Consider the following 23,534-nt stretch of genomic DNA (forward strand, 5'->3'; position numbering starts at 1 on the left):
CAAAATCGAAAATCGAAAATCCTCAAGCCCCCCGCATTTATCTCGCGCAAGTCAATCTAAAATCTAAAATCTAAAATCTAAAATCGATTGACGCACCCTACCATTACCACTAAAAACCCAAATCAACCGCTATTCGGTGCGCGCAAGCAAACCCAGAAAACGCCACCGCATTTAAACCCTGTCCGGGAAACGTACTGTCGCCCACACAATACAAACCAGGCATAGAAGTTCGATTAAACGGCATTCCCAGCAAACCCATTAGCTTCTGTCGCGGAATCGGCCCGTAAGTTCCATCTTCGCGCCCCAAAAAGCGGCGGTGAGAACGCGCTGTCCCAACTTCCATATAATCCAAACCGGCGTCTAAACCGGGAAAAATCTTTTCTAATCTTTCAATAATTCTCCCTGCCGCCTCTTCTTTTTTATCCTCATATTCCTGCTGCGAAAGTCCTTCCCACTCTTCCATCCAACTCGAAGTAAAAGCGTGAACGATGTGATATCCTGCAGGAGCTAAATCCGGGTCGAGTACCGTCGGAATTGACACTAAAACTGTTCCCTCCGGCGCTTCCATTTTCTCCCACTCTTCTAACAAAATGTGGTGGCAGGCGCTACCAGCAGGGATTACGCTTGCTTCCACTCCCAAATGCAAACTCAAGAAACTGGGGGCTTTTTGATAGCGCTGCTGCCATTTCTTCTCGCTAGCGGGCATCTCTTCTGCCGAGAGCAATTTCTCAAAAGTATCCCACCGCGTGGCGTTAGAAACTATGCGCTTTGCCCGGTAAACTTCGCCGGTTGCTAGCTCGACTCCGACAGCGCGGCCGTTTTCTGTGATAATTTTTTTAGCCTTAGCTTTGTATTGAATTTTCCCGCCGCATTTTTCTAATCCTTCTACTAACTTTTGGGCGATTTGACCGACTCCGCCTTTAGGATAATTTATGCCACCATAATGTCTGTCGGAAAATACCATTCCGGCATTAATCATCGGGGTCAAGTCGGCAGGTACTACAGACCAGTAGTAGCATTCCATGTCGATAAATTTCAGCAAAGTAGGGTCTTTTATGTAGCGCCGCGCAATGTCGCCAGTATTTTGAGGCAGATATTTTACTAATCCTAAACAGGCTAAAGGATTCTGAAAAAAGACTCGGACGAGATATCCGGGTTCTTCTAGGGATAGCAATTCCATGCCGTTGAGGCAGTTGAAGACGCTCCAGCATTCGCCGTAAAATTTGTGGATTCCTTCGCGTTCGTGAGGGAACCTGTCAGTTAATTCTTGCAAGTATTTCTCATAAGCCTGGGGAACTTCAAGTTCCAAGCCGCTGGGTAAGTGATAGTGAAGCTGTACGGGGTCTGGAATGGTTTCTAAGGTGACGTTGACTGCTTTCAGGGCGCGGGTGAGGAGGTTGGTGGTGCCGCGCTGTCCGAAGCCAAAAATCATGGAGGCGCCGACATCGAATCTGTAGCCTTCTCGATCGAAATATCCAGCGCTACCCCCCGGAATTGTATAGCTTTCGAGCACTAAAACTTTGGCTTTCTTAGCGGCTAGCTGGGTGGCTGTCACCAGTCCACCAATGCCGGAACCGATGACAATTACATCAAACTCTTGCTCTGTTGGGCGGGAGTTGGGAGAAAATAACTGGGATTGGGTAGGAGCTGACATTCGGTTAAAAATCTTAATATTTCTATGATTTTACAGTCGATCGCTCCAGAAGCAAGAAGTTCGGCAACGGATTATGTAGCGGCTGTAACGGATGTCAAGAAGACCGAAGTTCGGCAATGCCCGATACCCTGTTTGGCCGATGCCCTGTTTGGCCGATGCCCCAGCTTCCAAAAAAAAATGCGGGAACAGTCTACCATTGCCGACTGCCCCCGTCTGCCGATCCTTTGAGAGGAGAACACTAAAAATCACTATAGCCTTGTTGCTAATTAATGTCAATACTATTAGAAAAATATTTCAATAAGCGGATGGAGGTTGATCGGCGAATGGGTTCTAAGGGAAGGCTTGTGCTTGTCGCAATACTCCGGCAGTCGGGCACTCGGGCAGAGGTTTGAACCCGTGACGGCAATCTTGAAAATGGTGCAAGAAGTCGATTCTCACTCTCTGGCTTGTATGCGCCCTCAAGGATGTGATAAGTTGCACAGAGCGATCGCTGGCTTGATCGTTGGCGAAGCCCTCGAAGAAGATCGATCGCACCGCATAAAATCCCTCAAACCTAGCAATCTCCCCAATTTCCTAATGTCCCTGCAACTGCGCGTTTACGTTCCTCCGCATCCATTAATTAAACACTGGCTGGCTGTTGCCCGCGACGCCGCCACCCCCTCCGTACTTTTTCGTTCTGCGATGACAGAATTGGGACGGTGGCTGGCTTACGAGGCGATTCGAGAATGGCTGCCGACAGTGGAAACCACAGTGCAGACTCCTTTGGGCGAATGTCCGGCGACTTTTATCAACCCAGAAGCTCCGTTAGTTGTGGTACCGATTTTGCGGGCGGGTTTGTCACTGCTCGAGGGAATTCAGACGGTTGTGCCGCTGGCTTCGGTTTACCACCTCGGCATGGCAAGAAATGAGGAGACGCTGGAACCGACTTGTTATTTGAACAAATTGCCGGCCCAGTTTAACCCGGAAACGCGGGTGATAATTAGCGAGCCGATGCTGGCGACTGGCGGGACGATTATAGCGACTATGCAGGAATTGACTGCACGGGGAATTGACCCGAGCTTGATTCGGATTATCTCTGTGGTGGCTGCTCCTCCGGCTTTGAAGAGGCTGAGTGCAGAGTACCCCAGTTTGATGATTTACACGGCAACGATCGACGAAATAGTCAACGAACAGGGCTTTATTGTACCTGGTTTGGGAGATGCGGGCGATCGAACTTACGGCACATGAACCAGTCAGTCAATCAATTTTAGATTTTAGATTTTAGATTGACTCGACAGATTAATCTGGGGGATTGTATCCCTTTTTGGGCGCGGTGAGGTGTTTCAGGAATGAGTTGCTGAAATCTCCGGGGAAAAAGATGACCGAAAGCATCTAGGATACAAGCCCCCGGATTCATCCCTGGAGGAATAAAAAACCTGTATCCGATAAAACTTGCCCCCCGAATTTATCCGTGGGGTTAATGCTTCAATTCTTTAATCTAAAATCTAAAATCTAAAATCTAAAATCGATTGACCCTGGTTTGCTAAAACCAGCCACAGAGAGAGTTAGAATCAAAAGTACAAGTCAAAAATAAATAGCGTTTAGCACTCATTGCCCGTGAAACTTGATTCTGTTCCGCCAAGCTTGTCTGCTTCTGACTCAGTAAACCTCAATTATGATTTGCCACAACAGGTACAACTACAAATAAAAGAGGTTACTGAGATTTGTGCTGCTTTAACCCCGGAGCCCGCTGAACTCTCAGTGACTGTAAATCCCGATATTTGTCAAGAACAAAAGAAACTGAAGCCCAAGCACTGGGCAATTTTTGCTTCGACTTTTGCAACTATTTTTTTAGCTGAAATTGGAGACAAAACTCAGCTCGCGATTTTGCTGATGACGGCTGAATCTCGAAATCCTTGGATCGTTTTTGCAGGTGCGGGTTCGGCTTTGATAGCAACCAGTTTGCTGGGGGTGTTGCTGGGAAGGTGGCTGGCTAGTCGGATTGCTCCGAGAACTTTGGAGAGAGCAGCCGGAGTGATTTTACTGGCGATTTCGGCGGTTCTGCTGTGGGAAGTGCTGGGTTAACTGTCTGCCTTGTCGGTAAGTCCTAGATTTCTACAATACCTAACTAAAAACTAAAAAAACATGGACTGGCAACTTTTGGGCATCAGTTTTATTACAGTGTTTTTGTCAGAATTGGGAGACAAAAGTCAATTAGCTGCGATCGCCCTGGGCAGTAGTTGTAACTCGCCGCGGGCTGTATTTTTCGGTACGGCGTCGGCGCTGCTGCTGGCGAGTTTAATCGGCGTGGCCATTGGCTTTAGCACGGCAGAGGTGTTGCCGGAGCGACTGGTAAAGGGACTCGCGGCGATCGGATTTGCGGTAATGGGCTTGCGCTTGCTGTGGCCAAAAGCAGATTTACCGGAAGCATCCGAGTAGGGCAGTCGATTTTAGATTTTAGATTTTAGATTTTAGATTTACTCTACAGATGAATCTGGGAGGGTGAACAAGAGTCTAAAATTTTGCTTTCTCCACGGGAGGAGTTCGCAAGTATCCGTTTTTGCGCTGGTTCAGGAAACTTGACCGTATAGTTGTATCAAATCAGTTAGCATCGGAGATTATTTATATCTCTCTGATCTTCATCTGCGTGAATCAGCGTCAATCCATTGTCATCTGCGGCCCAAGAAATTCTCTTTTTTGAACCGCAGATTAGGGCAGATCAACACAGATTAACGCCGATGAATATCAAATCCGGTGTTTACGATCGCTAAAATTTTAAAAATTAGCGGGGGGCGTGAATTCACGCCCCCCGCTGGAGGTTGAGTCTTTTTTCTCCACTCAACCTCTGAGTATTATGTCGATTAAACTTGGTTTTGGTAGCACCAGCCCAGCAGCGTACCGGCGACAGCCAACTTCAGCGCTTCCAAGGCAAAATAGCCTTGGTGCAGTAGATTCATCCCAGCCGGGACTTCTGCTGCGGAATCGAACAGATTTAGCTGCATTCCCAAGGCGCTCATTTGGGGTGTCAGGGCGTAGGTGTCAATCAGGGCGATCGTCAGAAGTACCAATGATAATAAGATTGCTGTGCGGCTGCGCTTGCCGAAGTCACCAACTAAATTGCTCAAAACCATCAAACCCGTTGCCACCAGGCCCGCACAGATTAACTCAACGCGGTTGAATCCCCAGAACATTAAATTCCCGGCAGTTGCAAACTCGGCAGATGTCGTCATGCCAGATACGTAGAGACTGGGCATAATTACTAGATCCAAAATCAGGCTAACGCTGAGCCAGAAAATTAGAGCAACCATGACAATTGCTTGCCAGCGCGGTTTGATTGATTCCACTCTTGATGTTGTAATAGCTGTCATATAATTAGACCCTCTAAAATTTTCTTCTGCCTTTTCTAGAGTTTAACTAACTTTTTTATCAAATCGTGTTAAGTATTTTTAAATTAATGGTAACTTTTCTGTAACAGACGCTGAAGAATTGTTAAGCTCACTTATGTTTGTCCTCACCTCGGTTAATTAATACTAATTCCGAAAAAGTACGGAATAAATTAATAATTACTCATAGGACTTATGCACTGCGACCAAAGACATCTGGTTTTGATCCTGATTAAACACCGTAACGTATTTTTTATAAAAAACCAGGTTTCAGCGTCCAGAAATAACTCCTAATTTAAGTGTATATGCCTAAATTTCAATTATCCTCTTGGTTGCCCCGTCTCCCCCCTCAAGTCTGGATTCTTGCCGCCGGCAGATTCCTCTCCCAAAGCGGCACCGGTTTTACTTTATTTTACGCGCCGATATTTTTTGTCGATCGCGTCGGTTTATCTGCTACTGCTGTTGGGATTGGTTTGGGTAGCGGTTCAGTTTCAGGAATATTCGGCAGAATTTTGGGCGGTTCTTTTTGCGATTCCAAATTTTGGGGAAGGCGCCGAACTTTACTGCTGGCGACAATTATTTCGGCTGCCGCTTCTTTTGTACTGGCGGCGACTAATGATTTCGCTGGCTTAATTGCGGGCAATTTACTGATGGGTTTTGGTGTGGGTTTGTATTGGCCTCCAACGGAGACGATGGTGGCGGATTTAACTGAGGGCGAACAGCGGCAGGAAGCTTTTGCTTTGACACGACTGGCGGATAATTTGGGTTTGCAAGTTGGGATTATTTTGGGCGGTTTGTTGATTGAGGTAACGGGTAATTATCGATCGCTCTTTATCATCGATGGTATCTCGTTTTTAGTGCTGTTTGCAGTGGTGGCGATCGCGATCGGCGAAACCTACAAACCAGCTAATTCAGCCGATATAGGCAAAAAAAGTCTAAAAAATGGCTGGATAGTGGCGCTGAGCGATCGCAGTCTTTTAGTTTATGCTTTAGTAAATACCCTGTTCACATTATATATTTCCCAAATCCAAACCACAATGCCGCTGTACTTTAGCAAGTTTGTCGCGGTGGGGACATCGGGAAAAGGCTTTTCAACAGGTACAATTACCGTTTTGTTTGCTTTTAGCACGTTTTTAACTGTGGCTTTGCAATTGCCGATTGTTAAAGCTTTGAGGCGGTTTTCCCATCCGAAAGCTTTGATGATTTCTGCGCTGCTATGGGGAATGGGATTTATCGCGATCGGCTTGACGGGAATGGCTGCCACTGGCAATCTATTTTTAGCTGTTTTAGGCTTGAGCTTTTTGTCTGTGGCGACTGTTGCTTATACGCCTTTTGCTTCGGCTTTAGTGGTGGATTTAGCGCCGGAGTCTTTGCGGGGCGTGTATTTGGCCGTTAGTTCTCAGTGTTGGGCGATCGGCTATTTAATCGGGCCGCCGCTGGGCGGTTTGGCTTTGGATAGGGGTAAATGGGCGGCGGATAATTTTTGGTTGGGTTTGGCTTTTAGTGTGATTGCGGCTGTGGTTATTTTGCAAAAGCTCGATCGAATGTTGAAAAGTAGAATCTAATATTCAGTTGTTCGTTTAGGACTAAGACAAAAAAACCCGGTTTCTGCGTCAATATCTCTCGGTTCGATACCACGATTTTTCGGAGAAACCGGGTTTGTGAGCCCACGTGCGTCCAAGATTGTTGTTAGCATTAACAGTCAACAGTCAACAGTTAACCGTCAACTAACTAATTTATTTTCGTCGATCGCCCAATTTGCGGTAAACTTCTCTTAAATCAACTTGATGGTGAGCCAAAGCAACCAAAGCGTGATAAAATAAATCCGCAACTTCTCCAGCAATCCCCTCTTTGTCGTCATCTTTGCAAGCCATCACAACTTCCGCCGACTCTTCGCCAATTTTCTTGAGAATCTTGTTGTCGCCGCCCTCGAACAATTTGCAAGTATAAGAACTTTCGTTAGGATTGTCGCGCCGATCGCAAATTACCGCAAATAATTGAGATAACATATCCCCTGGCGGCGGTGAAATTTCCCCATCAACTTGGTGAAAACAACTTCTTTCTCCCGTGTGACAAGCAATATCTCCGACTTGTTCGACAGTGATTAGCAAAGCATCGCTATCGCAGTCGTAACGCAGCCCTTTGACATTTTGAACGTGTCCCGAAGTCGCCCCTTTGTTCCAAAATTCGGCGCGCGATCGACTCCAGAACCAAGTTTGCCCGGTAGAGAGCGTTTTTTGCAAGGACTCCCGATTCATCCAGGCCATCATTAACACCGTACCGTCCAAATAATCTTGGACGATCGCAGGCACTAAACCGCGATCGTCGTAACGGATCTTTTCAATTGGGATCGATCGGCTCAAATTCGATAAATCAGTAGTAGACATAATTTTATTTCAACTTGGTAATATAGATTAACGCTTTCCTGTCGGAGATTGTTTTTTTTATTAACCGCAGAGAACGCAGAGGACGCAGAGGAAGAGAGAAGATTGAGCAAGTGATGGCTAAATTGTCAAGAACTATTTTACAAAAAATTACATTTTAGGGCGATTCCCTACGGGATAGCTTCGCTTCACGGTGCTAGTGCGACAAAGCCTAAAAAACCTAAGCTAGTATTGCTACTCATTGGTTTGTACCCTAAAATCTACTAGAATAGTTTCCTTGAATCGACCTAACCTTTATGTTGAACTGGCTATAAAATTATTCTACCAACAACAGACGTTCACTAAGGAGAAAACATTGGTTTCCACAACCTTGAAAACGACCAAATCAGAAGAAATTTTCGCCGCAGCCCAGAAGTTGATGCCAGGTGGCGTCAGTTCCCCCGTCCGCGCCTTCAAATCCGTAGGCGGACAGCCCATCGTCTTTGACAGGGTAAAAGGAGCCTACATTTGGGATGTGGACGAAAACCAATACATTGACTATGTAGGCACTTGGGGCCCAGCCATCTGCGGCCACGCCCACCCGGAAGTCATCAAAGCCTTGCACGAATCTTTAGAAAAAGGTACGAGTTTCGGCGCACCATCGCTGTTGGAAAACGTACTCGCCGAAATGGTCATCGATGCCGTTCCCAGCATTGAAATGGTGCGATTTGTCAACTCCGGCACCGAAGCCTGTATGGCCGTTTTGCGGCTGATGCGAGCTTTCACCGGACGCGATAAACTGATTAAATTTGAAGGCTGCTATCACGGGCACGCCGATATGTTCTTGGTAAAAGCCGGTTCCGGCGTCGCAACTCTGGGTCTTCCCGACTCTCCGGGCGTCCCGAAATCCACTACTGCCAATACCCTCAACGCTCCCTACAATGACTTAGAAGCAGTCAAAGCTTTATTTGCCGAAAATCCCGGCGAGATAGCAGGCGTAATTCTCGAACCAGTGGTGGGGAATGCCGGTTTTATTACCCCGGATGCAGGTTTTCTCGAAGGTTTGCGGGAAATTACTAAAGATAACGGTGCTTTGTTAGTTTTTGATGAAGTAATGACCGGTTTCCGCATCGCCTACGGCGGAGCTCAGGAAAGATTCGGTGTCACCCCGGATTTGACGACTTTGGGTAAAGTTATCGGTGGCGGTTTGCCGGTGGGAGCTTACGGGGGAAGGCGGGATATTATGGGGATGGTGGCTCCTGCTGGGCCGATGTATCAAGCGGGTACGCTTTCTGGAAATCCTTTGGCGATGACTGCTGGGATTAAGACTTTGGAATTGCTGCAAAAACCCGGCACTTACGAACAGTTGGATAAGATTACTAAAAAACTGTCTGACGGATTGCTAAAAATTGCTAAGGAAGCCGGACACGCGGTTTGGGGCGGGCAAATTAGCGGGATGTTTGGCTTGTTTTTTGCGGCTGGCCCGGTTCACAATTACGAGGATGCTAAGAAGTCGGATTTGACGAAGTTCAGTCGCTTTCACCGGGGAATGTTGGAGCACGGAATTTATCTTGCTCCTTCGCAGTTTGAGGCCGGATTTACTTCTTTGGCTCATACTGAGGAAGATATCGATCGAACTTTGGCTGCAGCGCGTGAAGTGATGGCAAGTATTTAACGTGTGTAGTAAGGACTTTTGTCCTTAAAACTCAGGAATAAATAATTAAAGTCCTTGCTGTTTGTTGGCAGTAAGGACTTTAATTTTTAACTGTTTTATCAAATAAAGTCCTGAATCATACAGACTATTCAGGACTACCTTTTAATCAGGCTTACAGGCTTTTTTAGTAAATTTTCACGGGTAATTCATGTTTAAGGGTGTGAGGAAATTCAAAATTAGTAATTATAGGAACTCTCTACTTTGCGGTAGCAATCCCTAACTTAGCTCCCTTAATTCGGCGTAATCGATCCATAACTTCCACAACATTTCCGTGATTGACGCTTTTATCTGCATTCAACACAATTAAGGAGTTCTGATTTGACCCCATCACCTGTCGCACTGTACTCTCAATATGCTCTAAGTTGACTAACTTTTTATCAACCATTAATTTTCCATTAGCATCAATGGTGACGGTAATTTTAGCAGGCGAGTCCTGAACTTGAGAGGTTGATGCTTTCGGTAAATTTACGGGCAAACCCTCGGATTTGGATAAAGACAGAGAGGAAACAATTAAAAACGTTAATATGGCGAAGACCACATCAATCATTGGCACGATGTTAATCTGGGGAATACTATCAGGTTCATGGGGTAGGCGCATAGTTAGATTCTCTTGGTAGTTTTTCGTAGCGGTGACGGTACATTAACTCTAGCTGACCTCCAGCTTCCTGAATAAAAGCAATCTGCTGTAAGTAAAACCCGCGAAACATATTGGCAAATAAGAGTGTAAAGATTGCCACAACTAACCCTATTGCCGTAGAAACGAGGGCTTCGCTAATTCCAGAAGTAACGCCTGCGGAATTGGTGCCCGTTGCATTCCCCAGTTTGAGCGAGGAAAATGTGGTAATTAACCCTAAAACAGTTCCGAGCAACCCAAATAGTGGGGAAAGGCTGATAATGGTGTCAAATATTGTATTGAATCGCTTCAGGATGGGGATTTCTGCCTGAGCGCCACACTCTAAGGCCAAACGAAATTCTTCGATGTTGGGCGAGTCTAATTCTAAAGCTTCTAAAAAAATCCGGGCTAGGGGCAAATCGCCGTTTACTTGTAACTTTTTGATGGCGGAATCGGGGTTTTGACTGTAAAGCTGTAGCACTTCTCGCACGACTCGCCGCTGCCGCCGATTTACCCTAAACCAAAAGGCAAGACGCTCTATGATCAGCGCGACTGCTGCGATTGAGGAGGCAAATAGCGGCCAAGCAACAATGCCTGCGGCGCGAAAAATGTAAATGAAAGCATCCATTGATTTGTATTCTCGTTAGCTCGGTTGAGTGATCGCAAGCTGCCTAATGCTGTAATTAGCCCGATCGAAGGCTGGTAGAGTTTCTACGTCAAGTCGGCACAAGTGATTCAGGTTGCGAATTGTTTCACTCAAGCGCGATCGCAAGCGCGATCACAAGCGCGATCGCACTACCTGTATGTGACTATCTTCGTCTGTACCCAAAATGCTCCTACTGCGATCCCGATCGAGATCGCGACAGATTGTTCTGCCAGTGCTTCTTTGCTAAATATTTGCGTTAGGACTTGACAATAATCTTCAATAATTCAAAAGATTCTCAACTAGGTTTCCACAAACTTGAGGCTTTGTCAAGTCATGAGCCACACATTTAGATAATAATTACCTATTAAAAATACCAATTTAATTGATTTTAATTATTAACTATTTTTTATAAAAAGTTTGAGAATGTGGAAAATTATTGGTAGATCAGGGGCTAGAGTATTGCAGTTAAGGCATTTTTCAGCTTTGCCCTACCAGAATCAGAACATTGACACCGCCCCTAAGAGCCAAGTAGACGCCCCCAAAAGAAATGCTGATTGGTAGCCTCTAGTTGGAATCTCAAAATTAAATAATGAAAATTAATTGCAAGAGTCTTGAACAGGGTGACAGTCTTCTTATAGGATGGGTAGGTTGATCAGTGATAGCAAGCTCAACCAGCAGGTGGTAGCTTGTTTCGGGTTATGTCGGGGAGCCAGCGAGGATGTTGCCATCCATAAAGGAGAGTGAGAAGGCATGAGTTTTTCAAATATTTCGGCGACGCAAAGACAACAACAAGAAGAAGCTCTCAAAAAAGTTCTGGCGATCAGTCTGTTAGCCTCAACCTTACTGCACGGTGTCGCGCTGCCGTTGAGCCTCAAGTTCGCCAAACCTGCTGAATTTGAAGAGGATGCAATTGAAATTGTTGTGCTTGATGAGCCTAAAGTAGAGGAAACCAAGCCAGAGCCGACTATTCCAGAAAAGGAATCTCCCCCGCCTGAGACGTTTAAACCAGAACCGCCACCAGAGCCAACTCCCCCAGAGGAGTCACCCGTAGCCGCAACGCCACCACCGATTCCAGAAGAGCAGCCGGTAGCCGCAACGCCACCGCCGATTCCAGAGGAGCAGCCGGTAGCGGTAACTCCACCACCGATTCCAGAGCAGCCACCCGTAGCCGCAACGCCACCACCAATTCCAGAGGAGCCACCGGTAGCGGTAACGCCACCACCAATTCCAGAGGAGCCACCGGTAGCGGTAACGCCCCCGCCGATTCCAGAGGAGCCACCGGTAGCGGTAACGCCCCCGCCGATTCCAGAGGAGCCTTCCCCCGCACCTCAACAGGATTTCAATTCCCCAGAAACTCCTAAAAGCCCGATCGCCCAGGAACCCGAAACCCCTTCGCCCGATCCTCCAAAAAGCGAACCACCCGTTAGCGACTCCCGCCCCAAGGGTGCTGCGAGTCTCCCAGACTTTACAAAAGATGCTGGAAATCCCAACTCCTCCGACAGCCCTGAAAAAAATAACCCGCTCTCGTCATCTGCTTCGGCGGGTAGCGGGGAGCCTTCCTCACAGCCATTAAATCCTTCTTCCGGGCCATTGGCGCGATCGCCCGCGGCTGGCCCACCAGTCACAGCTACTAGGCCAGGAGGCAGTAGTAAATCTGGAAATGCGATCGGGGATCTCACAAACCCCTCCTCCTCTGATAGCCCCGGAGCAAGTGCGTCCAACTCACCATCCGGTGCCAGCAAAAATGGCGACATACCTTCTGATGAGCCATTTGCGGCTGGTTCGGGGCGATCGCCCCGATCGCCTGCGGCTGGCTCACCAGTCACAGCTACTAGGCCAGGAGGCGGCGGAAATTCGGGAAATGCGATCGGAGATGTAGGAAACCTCCCCTCCTCTGGTAGCCCGGTTGGAAGTGCATCGAACTCATCACCCGGTGGGGGTGGAAATGGCGGCGGGGGTTCGTCACAGCCATTTGGCAGCGGTTCCGGGCCAGTGCCGAAACCGACAAATCCAGGAAGAGGGAGGAGTCCTTCAGGCCCTTCCGGTCGGCTTCCCGACACTTGCATTAGCTGCGGTAGACCTGAATATCCGAGCGCAGCCAGAGAACAAGGGCGGCAAGGCGAAGTGGAAGTCGTGTTTGACATTGACCCCAACGGTAAGCCATTCAACATCAAGATCTCGACTCCTAGCAAATACAACGACTTGAATAAGGCAGCGATTAAAGCAGTAGAAAAATGGAAACTTGCCTCATCAGAGAGTGGCATTCAAGGAGAAAGAGCATCCATTACCTTCCGGCTCACTGACTAGGGATTTTTTTGAGACTCTAGCAATTTGGCTGGGAATTCTATAGCACCGTCCCAGGAATAGCAAAGTTAAAAATTGAATTTTTTGTGAATTATGAATTTGGGAATGTCGTCAGCAATATTAAGTAAACTTCAGCGAGTTGGACTCGCTCTCTTACTTGGTTCCAACTTGGGAATGGCTTTGTTGTTTGCCAACCCTCACAGCGCAATGGCAGGAGTAATTACTTTACCCGATGGCGGATGTTGCGAGGGAGAATTGAGTGAGGGAAAACTCAGCGGGCCCGGCAGTTGTCAATATGCCAACGGCGATCGCTACGAAGGCTCTTTTCTCAACGGCAAACCTCACGGTCAAGGCATCTATACCTTTAAAGAAGAAGGTCGATACCAAGGAGAATTTGGGGATGGGGAATTCAACGGTCAAGGTGTCCGCGAATTTGCTAACGGCAACCGCTACGAAGGCACTTTTAAAAACGGTGAGTTCGACGGTACAGGCACTTTTACATCAACTAACGGCATTCGTTACGAAGGGTCTTTTACGAGTGGTTCTCCCAGCGGTCGAGGGGCTTTTACGTTCAGTAATGGCACTCGATGCGAAGGAGATATTAAAGAAGGAAAAGTTAACGGTAAAGGGGTCTGTCAATATGCTAATAAGAACCGCTACGAAGGAGAGTTGCTGAATAACTTGCCTCACGGACAGGGAATTTATACCTTTGCGGTCGGAGGCCGTTATGAGGGGCAATTTAGTGAAGGGCAATTTCACGGTAAAGGGGTTCGCGAATATCCGAATGGCAACCGCTATGAAGGAGAGTTTGTCAAGGGCAACATTCAAGGTCAGGGGTTGTTTACTTTTAAAGAAGGGGGACGTTATCAAGGGCCGTTTGACAATGGAGAATTTAGTGGTGAAGGTGTCCGTGAGTTCGCCAATGGAAATAGCTATAAAGGCACTTTTGTCAAGGATAAGATGAGCGGGAAAGGAGTTTACGTTTTTAAGAATGGCGATCGCTGCGAAGGCGAATTTAGCGAGGGTCAGTTCAACGGCAAAGGTACTTGCATTTACGCCAATGGCGATCGCTATCAAGGTGAATTCCTCAACGGCCAGAAACACGGGCAAGGTTCTTATCTATATGCAGATGGGACGAAGGTAGAGGGCAATTGGCAACAGGGGCAGCTCCAAAAATAACCTTATAACTCACACCTTGCACCATTCTCAAGAACGGGCAAGATGCCCGTTCCACAAAAGATAAATTTTCTTGTGGAACAGGCAAGATGCCTGTTCATAAAAGCCTAATTAAGAATGGTGCAATATCTCAGTTATAACCTATTTCTTCCTACTTGTTTACCCCCCTCCTCATCAATGACATTAATGCGCTTTATAGCCGACACACCGACGTTTTATAGTTTTTTAAATTTGGTGAGCGTAGGGGAGGGCTTTTAATTTAACATCCGATTTACACATGGTGTTTTTTCGGATTTTCGGTATTGCTCCAAAAGGTATTATTTTTTTAAACCGCAGATGGACGCAGATAGACGTAGATAGGTTACGTTTTTGGGCAACGGATTTGGTATAAATTTCTCCCTTGTTCTCCATAAAAGGGATTTAAATCCTCGGCGTTTTGTTCCTGCAGCTTGTTGAAAATGCTGTTATGTCTCAGTTTAACCCTAGCCAATTAATTTCCAGTGTTTCTACAACTAAAAAAACAAGGCCGGCGGATTGTCTCGTTATTAATGAGTTTTATTTTAGTTTTGCTTCTAAATAATGGGGTTCAATCCTCGCCTCAAACTGGCACTCAAATTCTTTGGGATACCTATGGAATTCCACATATTTACGGAGAAAATAGTAAAAGCCTTTTCTACGCTTTCGGGTGGGCGCAGATGCAAAGTCACGGTAATCTGATTTTGCGTCTTTACGGGCAAGCTCGCGGGCAAGCTGCGGAATTTTGGGGCGAAGATTATCTCGAATCCGATCGCTGGGTGCAAACTATGGGAATTCCTAATCGCGCAAATGCGTGGTATGAATCACAAAATCCCATTTTTCGCAACTATCTCGATGCTTTTGTTGGTGGAATGAATGCCTATGCAAAAGAACACCCAGAGGCGCTCACCGAAGAATTAAAAGTAGCATTGCCCCTCAAACCCGTAGATGTATTGGCACACGCGCAACGCGTCATCAATTTTACTTTTATAGTCGAGCCAGATAGCGTTGAAGATATCGCTGAAAAGGATACCCCCAAAGGCTCTAATGGTTGGGCGATCGCTCCTTCCCATTCTGAAAGCGGCAATGCCATGCTATTGGCAAATCCTCACCTTCCTTGGTCGGATTTATATTTATGGTACGAAGCGCAACTGATTGGCCCAGAAATTAACGCTTACGGAGCGACTCTCGTCGGATTTCCTGTATTAACGATCGCCTTTAATGACAATTTGGGATGGACTCATACTGTCAACACTCACGATGGCTGGGATGCCTACGAATTGCCCCTCGCTAACGATGGCTATCGCTTCGATGGCAAAATCCGAAGTTTTGACAGGGAAGAGAAGGTTTTAAAAGTCAAAGAAAAGAATGGGAATTTGCGATCGGAATCTCTAGTAGTGCGGCGTTCTGTTCACGGGCCGATTCTCACAGAAAAACAGGGCAAAGCGATCGCCCTGCGCGTTGTCGGACTCGATAAACCAGCAGCCCTTCAGCAGTGGTGGGATATGGCACGCTCAAAGAATTTTTCTGAATTTGAAGCCGCTTTAAAGCGCTTGGAAATTCCCATGTTTACCGTCATGTATGCCGATCGTGAGGGGCATATAATGCACTTGTTTAACGGTCAAGTCCCCATACGCAAAAAAGGAGATTTTAAATACTGGTCAGGCACGATCGCAGGCAATACCTCAGAGACTTTGTGGATCAAAAATCATCCCTATGCGGATTTGCCGCGCGTTGTCGATCCGCCCAGCGGTTGGTTGCAAAATACCAACGATCCGCCTTGGACTACGACGTTTCCCAGCGCGATCGCACCCGATAATTATCCCGCCTACATGGCACCGCGCGGCCCGATGGATTTGCGATCGCAGCGATCGGCAAAAATGCTGTTAGAAGATGAAAAAATCTCTTTCGATGAATTGATGCAATACAAACATTCCACTCAGGTAGAACTCGCCGATCGCCTCCTCGATGATTTAATTCCCGTCGCACGGCAAGGCAGTGAAAAAGCGCGCCGCGCTGCCGAAGTTCTTGCCGCTTGGGATCGCAAAGTCGATGCTGACAGTCGCGGTGCGGTGCTGTTTGCCTTTTGGAAACAAGCGATGGATGACGATAAGTTATTCGCTAAACCTTGGAGCGAAGATGCGCCGCTAACGACGCCAGACGGGTTGGCAAATCCTGCGGAGGCGGTGCGGGTACTGGAAGCGACAGCAACCAAAGTTGAGGTAACTTATGGCGCGTTAGATGTCGCATGGGGGGAAGTCTTCCGATTGCCTGGGGAGGCGAATCTGCCCGCAAATGGAGCTGACACTGCTTTGGGTGTATTTCGCTCAGTATGGTTCGCTCCTGGGAAAGACGATCGCTTTCAAGCGGTTGCGGGCGATTCTTTTGTCGCTGCGATTGAGTTCTCCAATCCTGTGAAAGCGATGGCGCTAAACAGTTACGGCAACGCCTCTCAACCTGGTTCGCCCCACGCCGGCGATCAGTCGCCGCTCTTTGCTCGCAAGGAATTGCGCCCTGTATGGCGATCGCGATCGGAAATTGAAGCTCACCTGAGTTTGCGCCAGAAACTATAGCAGAAGGAAGAAGGAAGAAGGAAGAAGGAAGAGGGAAGAAGACTTCTGTGCGCCGTTTCCCCTTGATATCAAATCCGGTAGCATCCGAATTACTCCTCTCTGTATTCTCTCCCTCTGCGTTCTCTGCGCCCTCTGCGGTTAAATCATTCCGATGCAAGCGGAAACGATATTAGCCCTCGCGCAGCAGTCGGCAAGCATACCCACCGACTGCAACAAGCAATAAGCCCAGCGAGGAGATAGCGTATAACAAAGCCATGCCAGCACCGGCACCTGTCCCCAGAATTGGGCCAAAAATAGCTGCTAAAAAACCTCCCGGTTGCATGGCGGGTTCAAAGACGCGATCGGCAAGTGGCCCTGCGATCAATAAACCGATCGCTGACGCCAATTGCATGATGACTGCTCTGGTAGCAAAAACGCGCCCCTGTACCTCTGGTGCGACTTTCGCCAGCCAGATCGCCTCGTTGGAACTGCCGAGGATGGGGAAATTGAAAGACGAACAAAATTGAGCGGGAATCCAGATGGAAAGCGCCTGACCGAAACAAAAGACTATTTTACTCAACCCCGCGCCTGCCATGCCGAGCAGAAAGCCCCGGATTCGGCGTTTGGGGCCGCCCCAAATACTGACGATCGATGCTCCTAGAACGCCGCCTGCGCCGGCGGCTGAAAGGATAGTACCGAGGATTCTGGCATTGTTGCCGGTGCGTGCCAGTATCATCGGTGAGTAGAGGGCGGCGCCGATGTCGTGAGCAAACCAGAATAGCGAAACGGACACCAGCAAGGCAAGCAGGCTGGGACGCTCGACGATGTAGCGGAATCCGAAGCTGAGTTCTTGCAATAGGTGAAAGCGAGTCGGCTGGGGATTGGAGGCGATCGCGGGCTGGGGTATTTTGACAGATACTAGGGTGGCGATCGCTATTGTAAAAGTTGCCAGGTCGATCGTAAAAATCCCGCTCAACCCGATCGCAGAATAGAGAATCCCCGCCAGCGTCGGAGCAATAATACTCGCACCGTAACTTGCCAAAAAACTTAAACTGCTAGCGCGGCTGTAATGCTTTTCTGGCATCATTGTAGCGATGGCTGCTGAGTAAGCTAACTGCTGAATTTGGTCAAAAATTCCGTTAACCACACCCGCTACATATATATGCCATATTTGCAGGTTTTGGCTGATATAAAGTAATAGGATAGCGAGCGTTAAAAAAGCTGAAACCGCATCACCGATCGCCATTAAAACTTTTCGATTACAGCGATCGACAATAATGCCCGCAACAGGAGCGAGCAAGATGCGCGGCAATTGAATAAAAAACATCAACAAAGCCAAAGCCGTCGCTTGACTGGTGGACTCCCAAATCCAAATAGTCAGCGCAAACGCGGACATAGCACTGCCAATCATCGAAGCAGCTTGTCCGAGCCAGAGTTGAATAAATTTTTGCATGGAATAGGCGATTAATAGGATTTAAAATTCTGAGGATAGGGGTTTTTAGGCAGGAGAATGACTGAAAGCATTCAGGATACAAGCCCCCGGATTCATTCCTCCGCCGAATCAGGACGGAGAAATAAAAAACCTGTATCCGATAAAGGAACTCCCGAATTGATCCGTGGGGTCAGTCGATTTTAGATTTTAGATTTTAGATTTTAGATTTACCCCGCAGATAAATCTGGGAGCTTGAACTAGGGTCTAAAATTTTTATCTTTCCACGACAGGAGTAAGTGGCACGGTATCCGTTTTTGGGCAGAGTCAATGATTCAATCTAAAATCTAAAATCTAAAATCGATTGACACCCGCATAAAACCGCAGGCCGCTCTCATTAAAACCAAGGCCATTGCTGGCTAAGTGGAGATAATTCTTCATATTGCTGTCTCGCCTCCTTGCGGTAAAATTTCGCCAAATGCCGCTGCCGCCACATCAATACGCCCGTAATAAACAGTACAATCGCTGCTAATCCTGCGATCGCGTGTGCCAGCCGCAAGTAAATTCCGCCGTAGCTGCCAATATGTAGCGGATAAAGCGAGTTGAGAATTCGATTTGCTATAGAAGCTGAATTTACACTGTCAGCCTGCAATATTTCGCCACTGTATTGATCGAGATAAATGGTGCTAACCCCGTTTGGGTGCGACTCGTTGGGAAATTTTTTCCGTACTTTAAAAATTGCTTCAGGCGTCAAAGGCAGAGAAATAAAAGTGGTTTTAGCTTCCGGCCAAACGGTATTAACTTGATGTAATATTTCGTCAAGGTTTTGCCTCGAAGTGCTAGAGTGGGGATGAGAAGTCAATGCTGGCTGTGGCTTTTCATTCGTTAGCCAATACAGAGTCGATTCAACGGGGGCGTAAAAAATTATCGCTGTCCCTGTAGCGGAGATGAGTATGAGAAAAGCGACCGATACAATGCCACAAACGTTATGTAAATCAAATACAGTCCGCTGCCAGTGAGCTTTCCAATTAATAGAAAATCCGCGAGCCAAATTGCGCCAACCAGTCCACAATACCAAACCCGTAAAAGTTAGTCCTAGCATTACTAGACCGCAAATACCTACAAAAATATGACCTAATTCTCCTCCAGATAATTCCGCGTGTAACGTAAAAATAAAACCTGTAACAGTTTCTTTCCCAAGGCGCGAACCCGTAATTTGTCCACTGTAAGGATTGACATAAACGCTAACTACTTCTTCACTTTTTGAAAGCATCGAAACTTGGCAAACTTCCTTCGCTTCTCGCGGTAGCAAGATACTAAGAGCTTGATTTTGCGGATAAGCTTTTTCGACAATTTGCAGGACTTTTTCCAACGGTATTCGTTCGGCTTGAGGAATTACTTGCAGGAGTTGGGGATTGAAGAACCGCTCGATTTCTGGCCCAAAAACCAGCAAGCTGCCCGTTAAAGTAATTATTGCTAGAAATATTCCTACTACCAACCCCAAATACAAGTGCAGTTTGAATGCGAGTTTGCGGAACTTCATCTCGAATTTTTTCTCAAAGCCGTTAAGTGTTCTCATTTAAGTCCGTTAGTCGGCCCGCGAGTCCGCCAGGGGTTGAAACCCCTGTCTAATAGCTAAAGTCCTCTCAAGAGGACTAATGATACTAAATCCGGGTTACTCACCCCCTTTTTGAACTTGGCGAGCTAATTTTTCCCCCTCTCCAGCAATAAAGGGGTTTTTAACCCGGATTTGGTATGAGTCCTTCAGTCCTCTTTTAGAGGACTTTAGCTTTGAGGCAGGGGTTTAAACCCCTGCCGGACTGTCGGTTTGACGTTAAATTGACACCAATGGGTTCTTGGAGTGTCCCTACGGGGGATATTGAATCTACCTCCTAAACCTGCAATCTGCTGTAATTACCAGTTAAGGCGGTAATTAACACTGAGAGTTAAACCTCTGCCTGCATAATTAGAGGTGTCCGAGCCAAATCCAGCTAAGTATTGCGACAGCACAGGAAAATATTGATTATTCAATAAATTCTCGACTTTGACTTGTAGCAGCCCAGAGCCAATTTTAACCGCGCTGACGTAATCCACTGTGAGATAGCTGCTAATCGGGCCACCATCCGAGCCGTCTTTGAAGGCCCGATCGCGATTTCCAGAATATAAGAACTGTAACCGATTGTTCCATCCCGGCAAAGTTTCGTTTTGAACATAAGCTGTTAGCTTGAGCGGTGGAATTCGGCTGCTATCGATGGCGATGTAACGGTTGTCTTCCTCATATTCACCTTGAATATAAGTAGCAGTCCCGCCGATCGACCATGTTCGTCCAGGTTGCCAATCCACAGTCCCTTCTAAGCCGTAAATGCGTTCTGGGGCGCGGATTAGTTCCAGGCGACCTGTGTTGCCAACTGGTTGAAAACTGATTCCTAGATCGGAGGTATTGTAAAAAGCGGCAAGCGACATTTGCACGGATCGCCACCCTCCTCGAATGCCAATTTCGTAGCTGTTGACTTTTTGCGGTTGAGTTACTTCTAACGAAGATTCAATTCCCACAAAATCGTCGGGGGGTTGGCGGAGAATGCGGCCGAAATCTGGAACTGAGAAACCTTGAGAAAAGTTGCCAAATACGTTGAAGGTGTCATTAATTTTATAGACAGCCCCTGTATTAAATAGGGTGGCGTTAAATTTGCGATCGCCTCCTTCGATCTGGCGATCGTTAAAAGTGGTATAATCATTGACGTTTAACCCGACGCGTTCGTGACGTATCCCCCCACTTAGAATCACGATATCGTCAATATTCCATTCCAATTGACCGAAAAAGCCAAGGCTGTTGTAAGTGTAAGGAGGGACGAAAGGACGCTCGGAAATTTTCCGGTAAACCCTGCCACCACTTGCGTCAACTCTCTCTGGGTCGTACAGGTCGAAACGCTGTTTGCTATCTTCAGTAACATAGTCAGAACCCCAAGTTAATCGAAGATTTTCGGCACTGGATAAAGGAGTTGTGACCGCAAGCCTTCCTCCTATTTGTTCGTTCTCGGCTCGCGAACGAGCAACACCGACAAACGGGCCAAAGAAATCTGACGTGCGAAAATCAGAGGGAACACTTACATTGGAATTCGTTCGATAGTAAATTTGACTTTGAAGGCTGCTGCCAAAAAGGTTTTGGTTGGTGTAACTGAGGTTGAGCTGTGTACTTCTATTTCCCGGTGTTTCCCCGTCAATATCCAAATCTCCGGTTCGGATGGCGCGGGCTTTTTGCCGTCCTTCTTGGTCGTCAACGCTAGAGTCTCCGAGCACATTGGGATCTTGGGTTTCCCGATAGTGATTGACAGTTAGTTGCAGCCGCTGTTCGGTGTCCAAATCTACCCCGACTTTGCCCATCACGTTGAAGAGGGTGCTGCTATCTCCGCCGAGTTCAAAAAAGGGAATGCGATCGCCTTTGGCATCGTAAAAAGCTCCACTTCTAGAGAGCGAGACAGTGCCCGTCAGATCGAAATTGCCCGATCGGCCAGAAACCGTCTGCTGAGCGTTAAAGCTTAGAGCATCATCCGTGTTTGATAAACCGCTACTGACGCCCACTTCAGTAACAGCACTTAGCCTTTCCTCAGTTGGCCGACGAGTAATAATATTAACCACGCCACCTGTAGCCTGAGCGCCGTAGATTGCTGTAGACCCCCGCACTACTTCAATGCGTTCGATCGCGCTGGGATCGATGTTTCTAAATTCTCTGCCAAACGATTGAAGATTGGTCGTTTGTGGCACGCCGTCAATCAGAACGGAAACGTCCCTACCCCGCAAAGTTTGTCCATAAGTTGCAGTAAGTTGAGTCGGGGGCGCGAAACCGGGAACTTGATTTGCCAGAGCTTCCCCGATATTTCTTGATTGCCCTACCTGCTGCTGAAGTTCTTCGGAGTCTACCACCGTTATAGAGCGTGGCACGTTGGTCACTCTTTCTGCGGTTCGTGTTGCAGTGACGACGATTTCAATCGGGTCTCTCCCCGCCGGTGGCGTCCCAGGTGGCTGCGCTGTCGGCGGCAAGGATTCTCCGGGTGTTCCAGGTGGCTGCGCTGTCGGCGGCAAGGGTTCTCCGGGTGTCCCAGGTGGCTGCGCTGTAGGTGGTAAAGGTTCTCCGGGTGTCCCAGGTGGCTGTGCTGTCGGCGGTAAAGGTTCTGCAGGTATCTCTACCGGCTGCCCTGTCTGTGGGAAGGGTGCTGCAGGTGCCCCCGGCCGCTGTGTTGTAGGAACCGATGCAGGCGGGCGAGCAGTCATCTGCGAGGTGGGTTTTAAGCTGAGAATAAGACCCGCAGCATTAGGAATCACCCGTGCCACTGGTTGACCCCTCTCACCAACGACTTTGATTCGGATGCTGTTGTTATCTAAAGGAGTAACGGTGACAGAAGCAATTCCGGCAGCAGGCTTGTCTTGACGAAACTCATTTCCCCCCGGTAGTCGCAGTTGAGCGGTGATGGCATCAATTTGTAAAGTTTCGCCAAAGGTGGTGGTGAAGACTTGCAGGGGTCTTCCATCTTCAGTGTCTAGGATGATTTCGATGCCTTCTGACGTGGGGTTGAGGCGAACGCCCGTCACCTGCGCGATGTTGGAAGCGCACGCTGGCCCAGCGACTACCGCCGACACGACTCCTGCCAGCCCAAGGCTATTTAATAATTTCTGCGATCTCTTCATTACTATTTAATCAACAATTAATGGAACTTCGGATATGTGGTTTGCGTTGCTTGCACAACAAAATGTGTGAGTGAGAGCGTTGCTGCTCTTCTCTGGCTCCTAAAACTGACCTGCGGAAGATCCGGCCCAGTTGTCGGGCGCAGTTCGATCCGATTCTCCCGTCGCGAGTGGCATTTGTCTGGGAATACAGGAGGCGCGTGAGGGCGAAAGCCTCAGTCCGGTGGCGCTCTGGACGATCGCCCACGGTGGGCATCTTCCTCGGTTAAAGGAAGTAGTCGTTGGCGCTTAATGAGAAAGTAACTTAATTAGATAACAGAGCACTTGCATCTGTCAAGAGTTAACTAATGAAAACTTATTGCATTTTAAAATAGGGGGTCTAACCCCTCTATCTCGTTGAATACCACTTGCCTAATATGGTTTATTGTCAGGGCTAGACAAACTATCGCCTAAAATGCTATGGCAAAAGTTAGAAAAAATTGTCATATAGGCAGTGGTAAGAGTCAATAAAATTTCTCAACTACTCTTGATAATAAATATCATCTAGCCTACTATGCTAAAAGTCGATAGCCGTAAAGCCCCTGAAGCTGATATCGAAGCTGGCTCGGACTGAAATCGCCCCGGAGCCATTGCCGAACAGCCCGATCGACAACAAAACGTGGAAACAAGCGCTAATACCCCATTGCTAACAAGTTAGAAGGGGGTAGATTTTGTCAATACCTCTTAGAATAGAAATATTAGGGAATAATAATGATAATCAAATAGGGGAAAGGGTGAGAGAGTCCGCCTGTGGCGGACTCTCTCACCCGATCGCGATTATCATTATTAATAAGTTGTGCGATCGAGTGGCGTTGTATCACGATCGATAGTAATGGCGGGCGATTGATAATAATGGCGGGCGATCGATAGTAATGGCGGGCGATCGATAGTAATGGCGGGCGATCAATAGTAATGGCGGGCGATCGATAGTAATGGCGGGCGATCGATAGTAATGGCGGGCGATCGATAGTAATGGCGGGCGATCGA

Annotated in this window: 19 protein-coding genes; 10 read left to right on the forward strand and 9 right to left on the reverse strand. The window is 47.6% G+C overall.

Annotated features, from left to right (window positions below; all coding sequences use genetic code 11):
* Positions 1-109 precede the first annotated feature (109 nt).
* Positions 110-1,654, reverse strand: a complete 1,545-nt coding sequence (gene crtH / locus QUA03_RS13195) for a carotenoid isomerase (RefSeq protein WP_333212659.1) — start codon at positions 1,652-1,654, stop codon at positions 110-112.
* A gap of 24 nt (positions 1,655-1,678) precedes the next feature.
* Between crtH and QUA03_RS13200 the strand changes: the two genes are divergently transcribed.
* From QUA03_RS13200 to QUA03_RS13215, 4 genes are all read left to right on the forward strand, one after another.
* Entirely contained in the window at positions 1,679-1,882 is a 204-nt protein-coding gene (locus QUA03_RS13200) for a hypothetical protein (protein WP_333212661.1), read from the forward strand.
* 348 nt (positions 1,883-2,230) lie between these two features.
* Positions 2,231-2,881, forward strand: a complete 651-nt coding sequence (gene upp / locus QUA03_RS13205) for a uracil phosphoribosyltransferase (protein ID WP_333082111.1) — start codon at positions 2,231-2,233, stop codon at positions 2,879-2,881.
* Positions 2,882-3,250: 369 nt separating this feature from the next.
* A complete protein-coding gene (locus QUA03_RS13210; RefSeq protein ID WP_333035444.1) occupies positions 3,251-3,718 on the forward strand; it encodes a TMEM165/GDT1 family protein in 468 nt (155 codons plus the stop codon).
* A gap of 60 nt (positions 3,719-3,778) precedes the next feature.
* Positions 3,779-4,072: a TMEM165/GDT1 family protein gene (locus QUA03_RS13215; protein WP_190658036.1), complete on the forward strand. Its 294-nt coding sequence runs from the start codon at positions 3,779-3,781 to the stop codon at positions 4,070-4,072.
* 422 nt (positions 4,073-4,494) lie between these two features.
* Here QUA03_RS13215 and QUA03_RS13220 read toward each other — a convergent pair whose 3' ends face one another.
* Positions 4,495-5,001 (reverse strand): hypothetical protein, encoded by a 507-nt coding sequence (locus QUA03_RS13220; RefSeq protein WP_333212663.1) that lies wholly within the window; start codon positions 4,999-5,001, stop codon positions 4,495-4,497.
* Positions 5,002-5,321: 320 nt separating this feature from the next.
* Between QUA03_RS13220 and QUA03_RS13225 the strand changes: the two genes are divergently transcribed.
* Positions 5,322-6,581, forward strand: coding sequence for an MFS transporter (locus QUA03_RS13225; RefSeq protein ID WP_333212664.1), 1,260 nt, complete (start codon positions 5,322-5,324; stop codon positions 6,579-6,581).
* Between the two features lie 171 nt (positions 6,582-6,752).
* On the opposite strand, the gene hisIE is transcribed toward QUA03_RS13225, so the two are convergent.
* On the reverse strand, positions 6,753-7,403 hold the full coding sequence (hisIE, locus tag QUA03_RS13230; protein WP_333212666.1) for a bifunctional phosphoribosyl-AMP cyclohydrolase/phosphoribosyl-ATP diphosphatase HisIE: 651 nt from the start codon (positions 7,401-7,403) through the stop codon (positions 6,753-6,755).
* A gap of 352 nt (positions 7,404-7,755) precedes the next feature.
* Between hisIE and hemL the strand changes: the two genes are divergently transcribed.
* Positions 7,756-9,054 carry a glutamate-1-semialdehyde 2,1-aminomutase gene (gene hemL / locus QUA03_RS13235; RefSeq protein ID WP_333035451.1) on the forward strand — a complete coding sequence of 433 codons (1,299 nt, stop codon included), beginning with the start codon at positions 7,756-7,758 and terminating at the stop codon, positions 9,052-9,054.
* A 235-nt stretch (positions 9,055-9,289) separates the two neighbouring features.
* Here hemL and QUA03_RS13240 read toward each other — a convergent pair whose 3' ends face one another.
* Positions 9,290-9,691, reverse strand: a complete 402-nt coding sequence (locus QUA03_RS13240) for a biopolymer transporter ExbD (RefSeq protein ID WP_333212668.1) — start codon at positions 9,689-9,691, stop codon at positions 9,290-9,292.
* Positions 9,675-10,334, reverse strand: coding sequence for a MotA/TolQ/ExbB proton channel family protein (locus tag QUA03_RS13245; RefSeq protein ID WP_333212669.1), 660 nt, complete (start codon positions 10,332-10,334; stop codon positions 9,675-9,677). Before QUA03_RS13245 ends, QUA03_RS13240 begins: the two co-directional genes overlap by 17 nt.
* A gap of 768 nt (positions 10,335-11,102) precedes the next feature.
* Here QUA03_RS13245 and QUA03_RS13250 point away from each other — a divergent pair.
* The 3 genes from QUA03_RS13250 (at position 11,103) to QUA03_RS13260 (ending at position 16,420) form a co-directional block, all read left to right on the forward strand.
* Positions 11,103-12,659 carry a TonB family protein gene (locus tag QUA03_RS13250; protein ID WP_333212671.1) on the forward strand — a complete coding sequence of 519 codons (1,557 nt, stop codon included), beginning with the start codon at positions 11,103-11,105 and terminating at the stop codon, positions 12,657-12,659.
* Between the two features lie 102 nt (positions 12,660-12,761).
* Complete coding sequence (locus QUA03_RS13255) at positions 12,762-13,835, forward strand: hypothetical protein (protein ID WP_333212672.1); 1,074 nt, start codon at positions 12,762-12,764, stop codon at positions 13,833-13,835.
* A 545-nt stretch (positions 13,836-14,380) separates the two neighbouring features.
* Positions 14,381-16,420: an acylase gene (locus tag QUA03_RS13260; RefSeq protein WP_333212674.1), complete on the forward strand. Its 2,040-nt coding sequence runs from the start codon at positions 14,381-14,383 to the stop codon at positions 16,418-16,420.
* A 169-nt stretch (positions 16,421-16,589) separates the two neighbouring features.
* On the opposite strand, the gene QUA03_RS13265 is transcribed toward QUA03_RS13260, so the two are convergent.
* From QUA03_RS13265 to QUA03_RS13275, 3 genes are all read right to left on the reverse strand, one after another.
* Positions 16,590-17,852: an MFS transporter gene (locus QUA03_RS13265; protein WP_333212676.1), complete on the reverse strand. Its 1,263-nt coding sequence runs from the start codon at positions 17,850-17,852 to the stop codon at positions 16,590-16,592.
* 373 nt (positions 17,853-18,225) lie between these two features.
* A complete protein-coding gene (locus tag QUA03_RS13270) occupies positions 18,226-19,407 on the reverse strand; it encodes a PepSY-associated TM helix domain-containing protein (RefSeq protein WP_333212677.1) in 1,182 nt (393 codons plus the stop codon).
* A 335-nt stretch (positions 19,408-19,742) separates the two neighbouring features.
* Entirely contained in the window at positions 19,743-22,511 is a 2,769-nt protein-coding gene (locus QUA03_RS13275; protein WP_333212679.1) for a TonB-dependent receptor domain-containing protein, read from the reverse strand.
* Between the two features lie 130 nt (positions 22,512-22,641).
* Between QUA03_RS13275 and QUA03_RS13280 the strand changes: the two genes are divergently transcribed.
* Positions 22,642-22,800: a hypothetical protein gene (locus QUA03_RS13280; RefSeq protein WP_333212681.1), complete on the forward strand. Its 159-nt coding sequence runs from the start codon at positions 22,642-22,644 to the stop codon at positions 22,798-22,800.
* 445 nt (positions 22,801-23,245) lie between these two features.
* Here the strand turns inward: QUA03_RS13280 and QUA03_RS13285 are convergent.
* On the reverse strand, positions 23,246-23,534 hold a 289-nt coding region (locus QUA03_RS13285; protein WP_333212683.1), incomplete at its 5' end, for a hypothetical protein.

The sequence above is a fragment of the Microcoleus sp. S36b_A4 genome, from assembly GCF_036700645.1.
Classification (GTDB): Bacteria; Cyanobacteriota; Cyanobacteriia; order Cyanobacteriales; family Microcoleaceae; genus Microcoleus.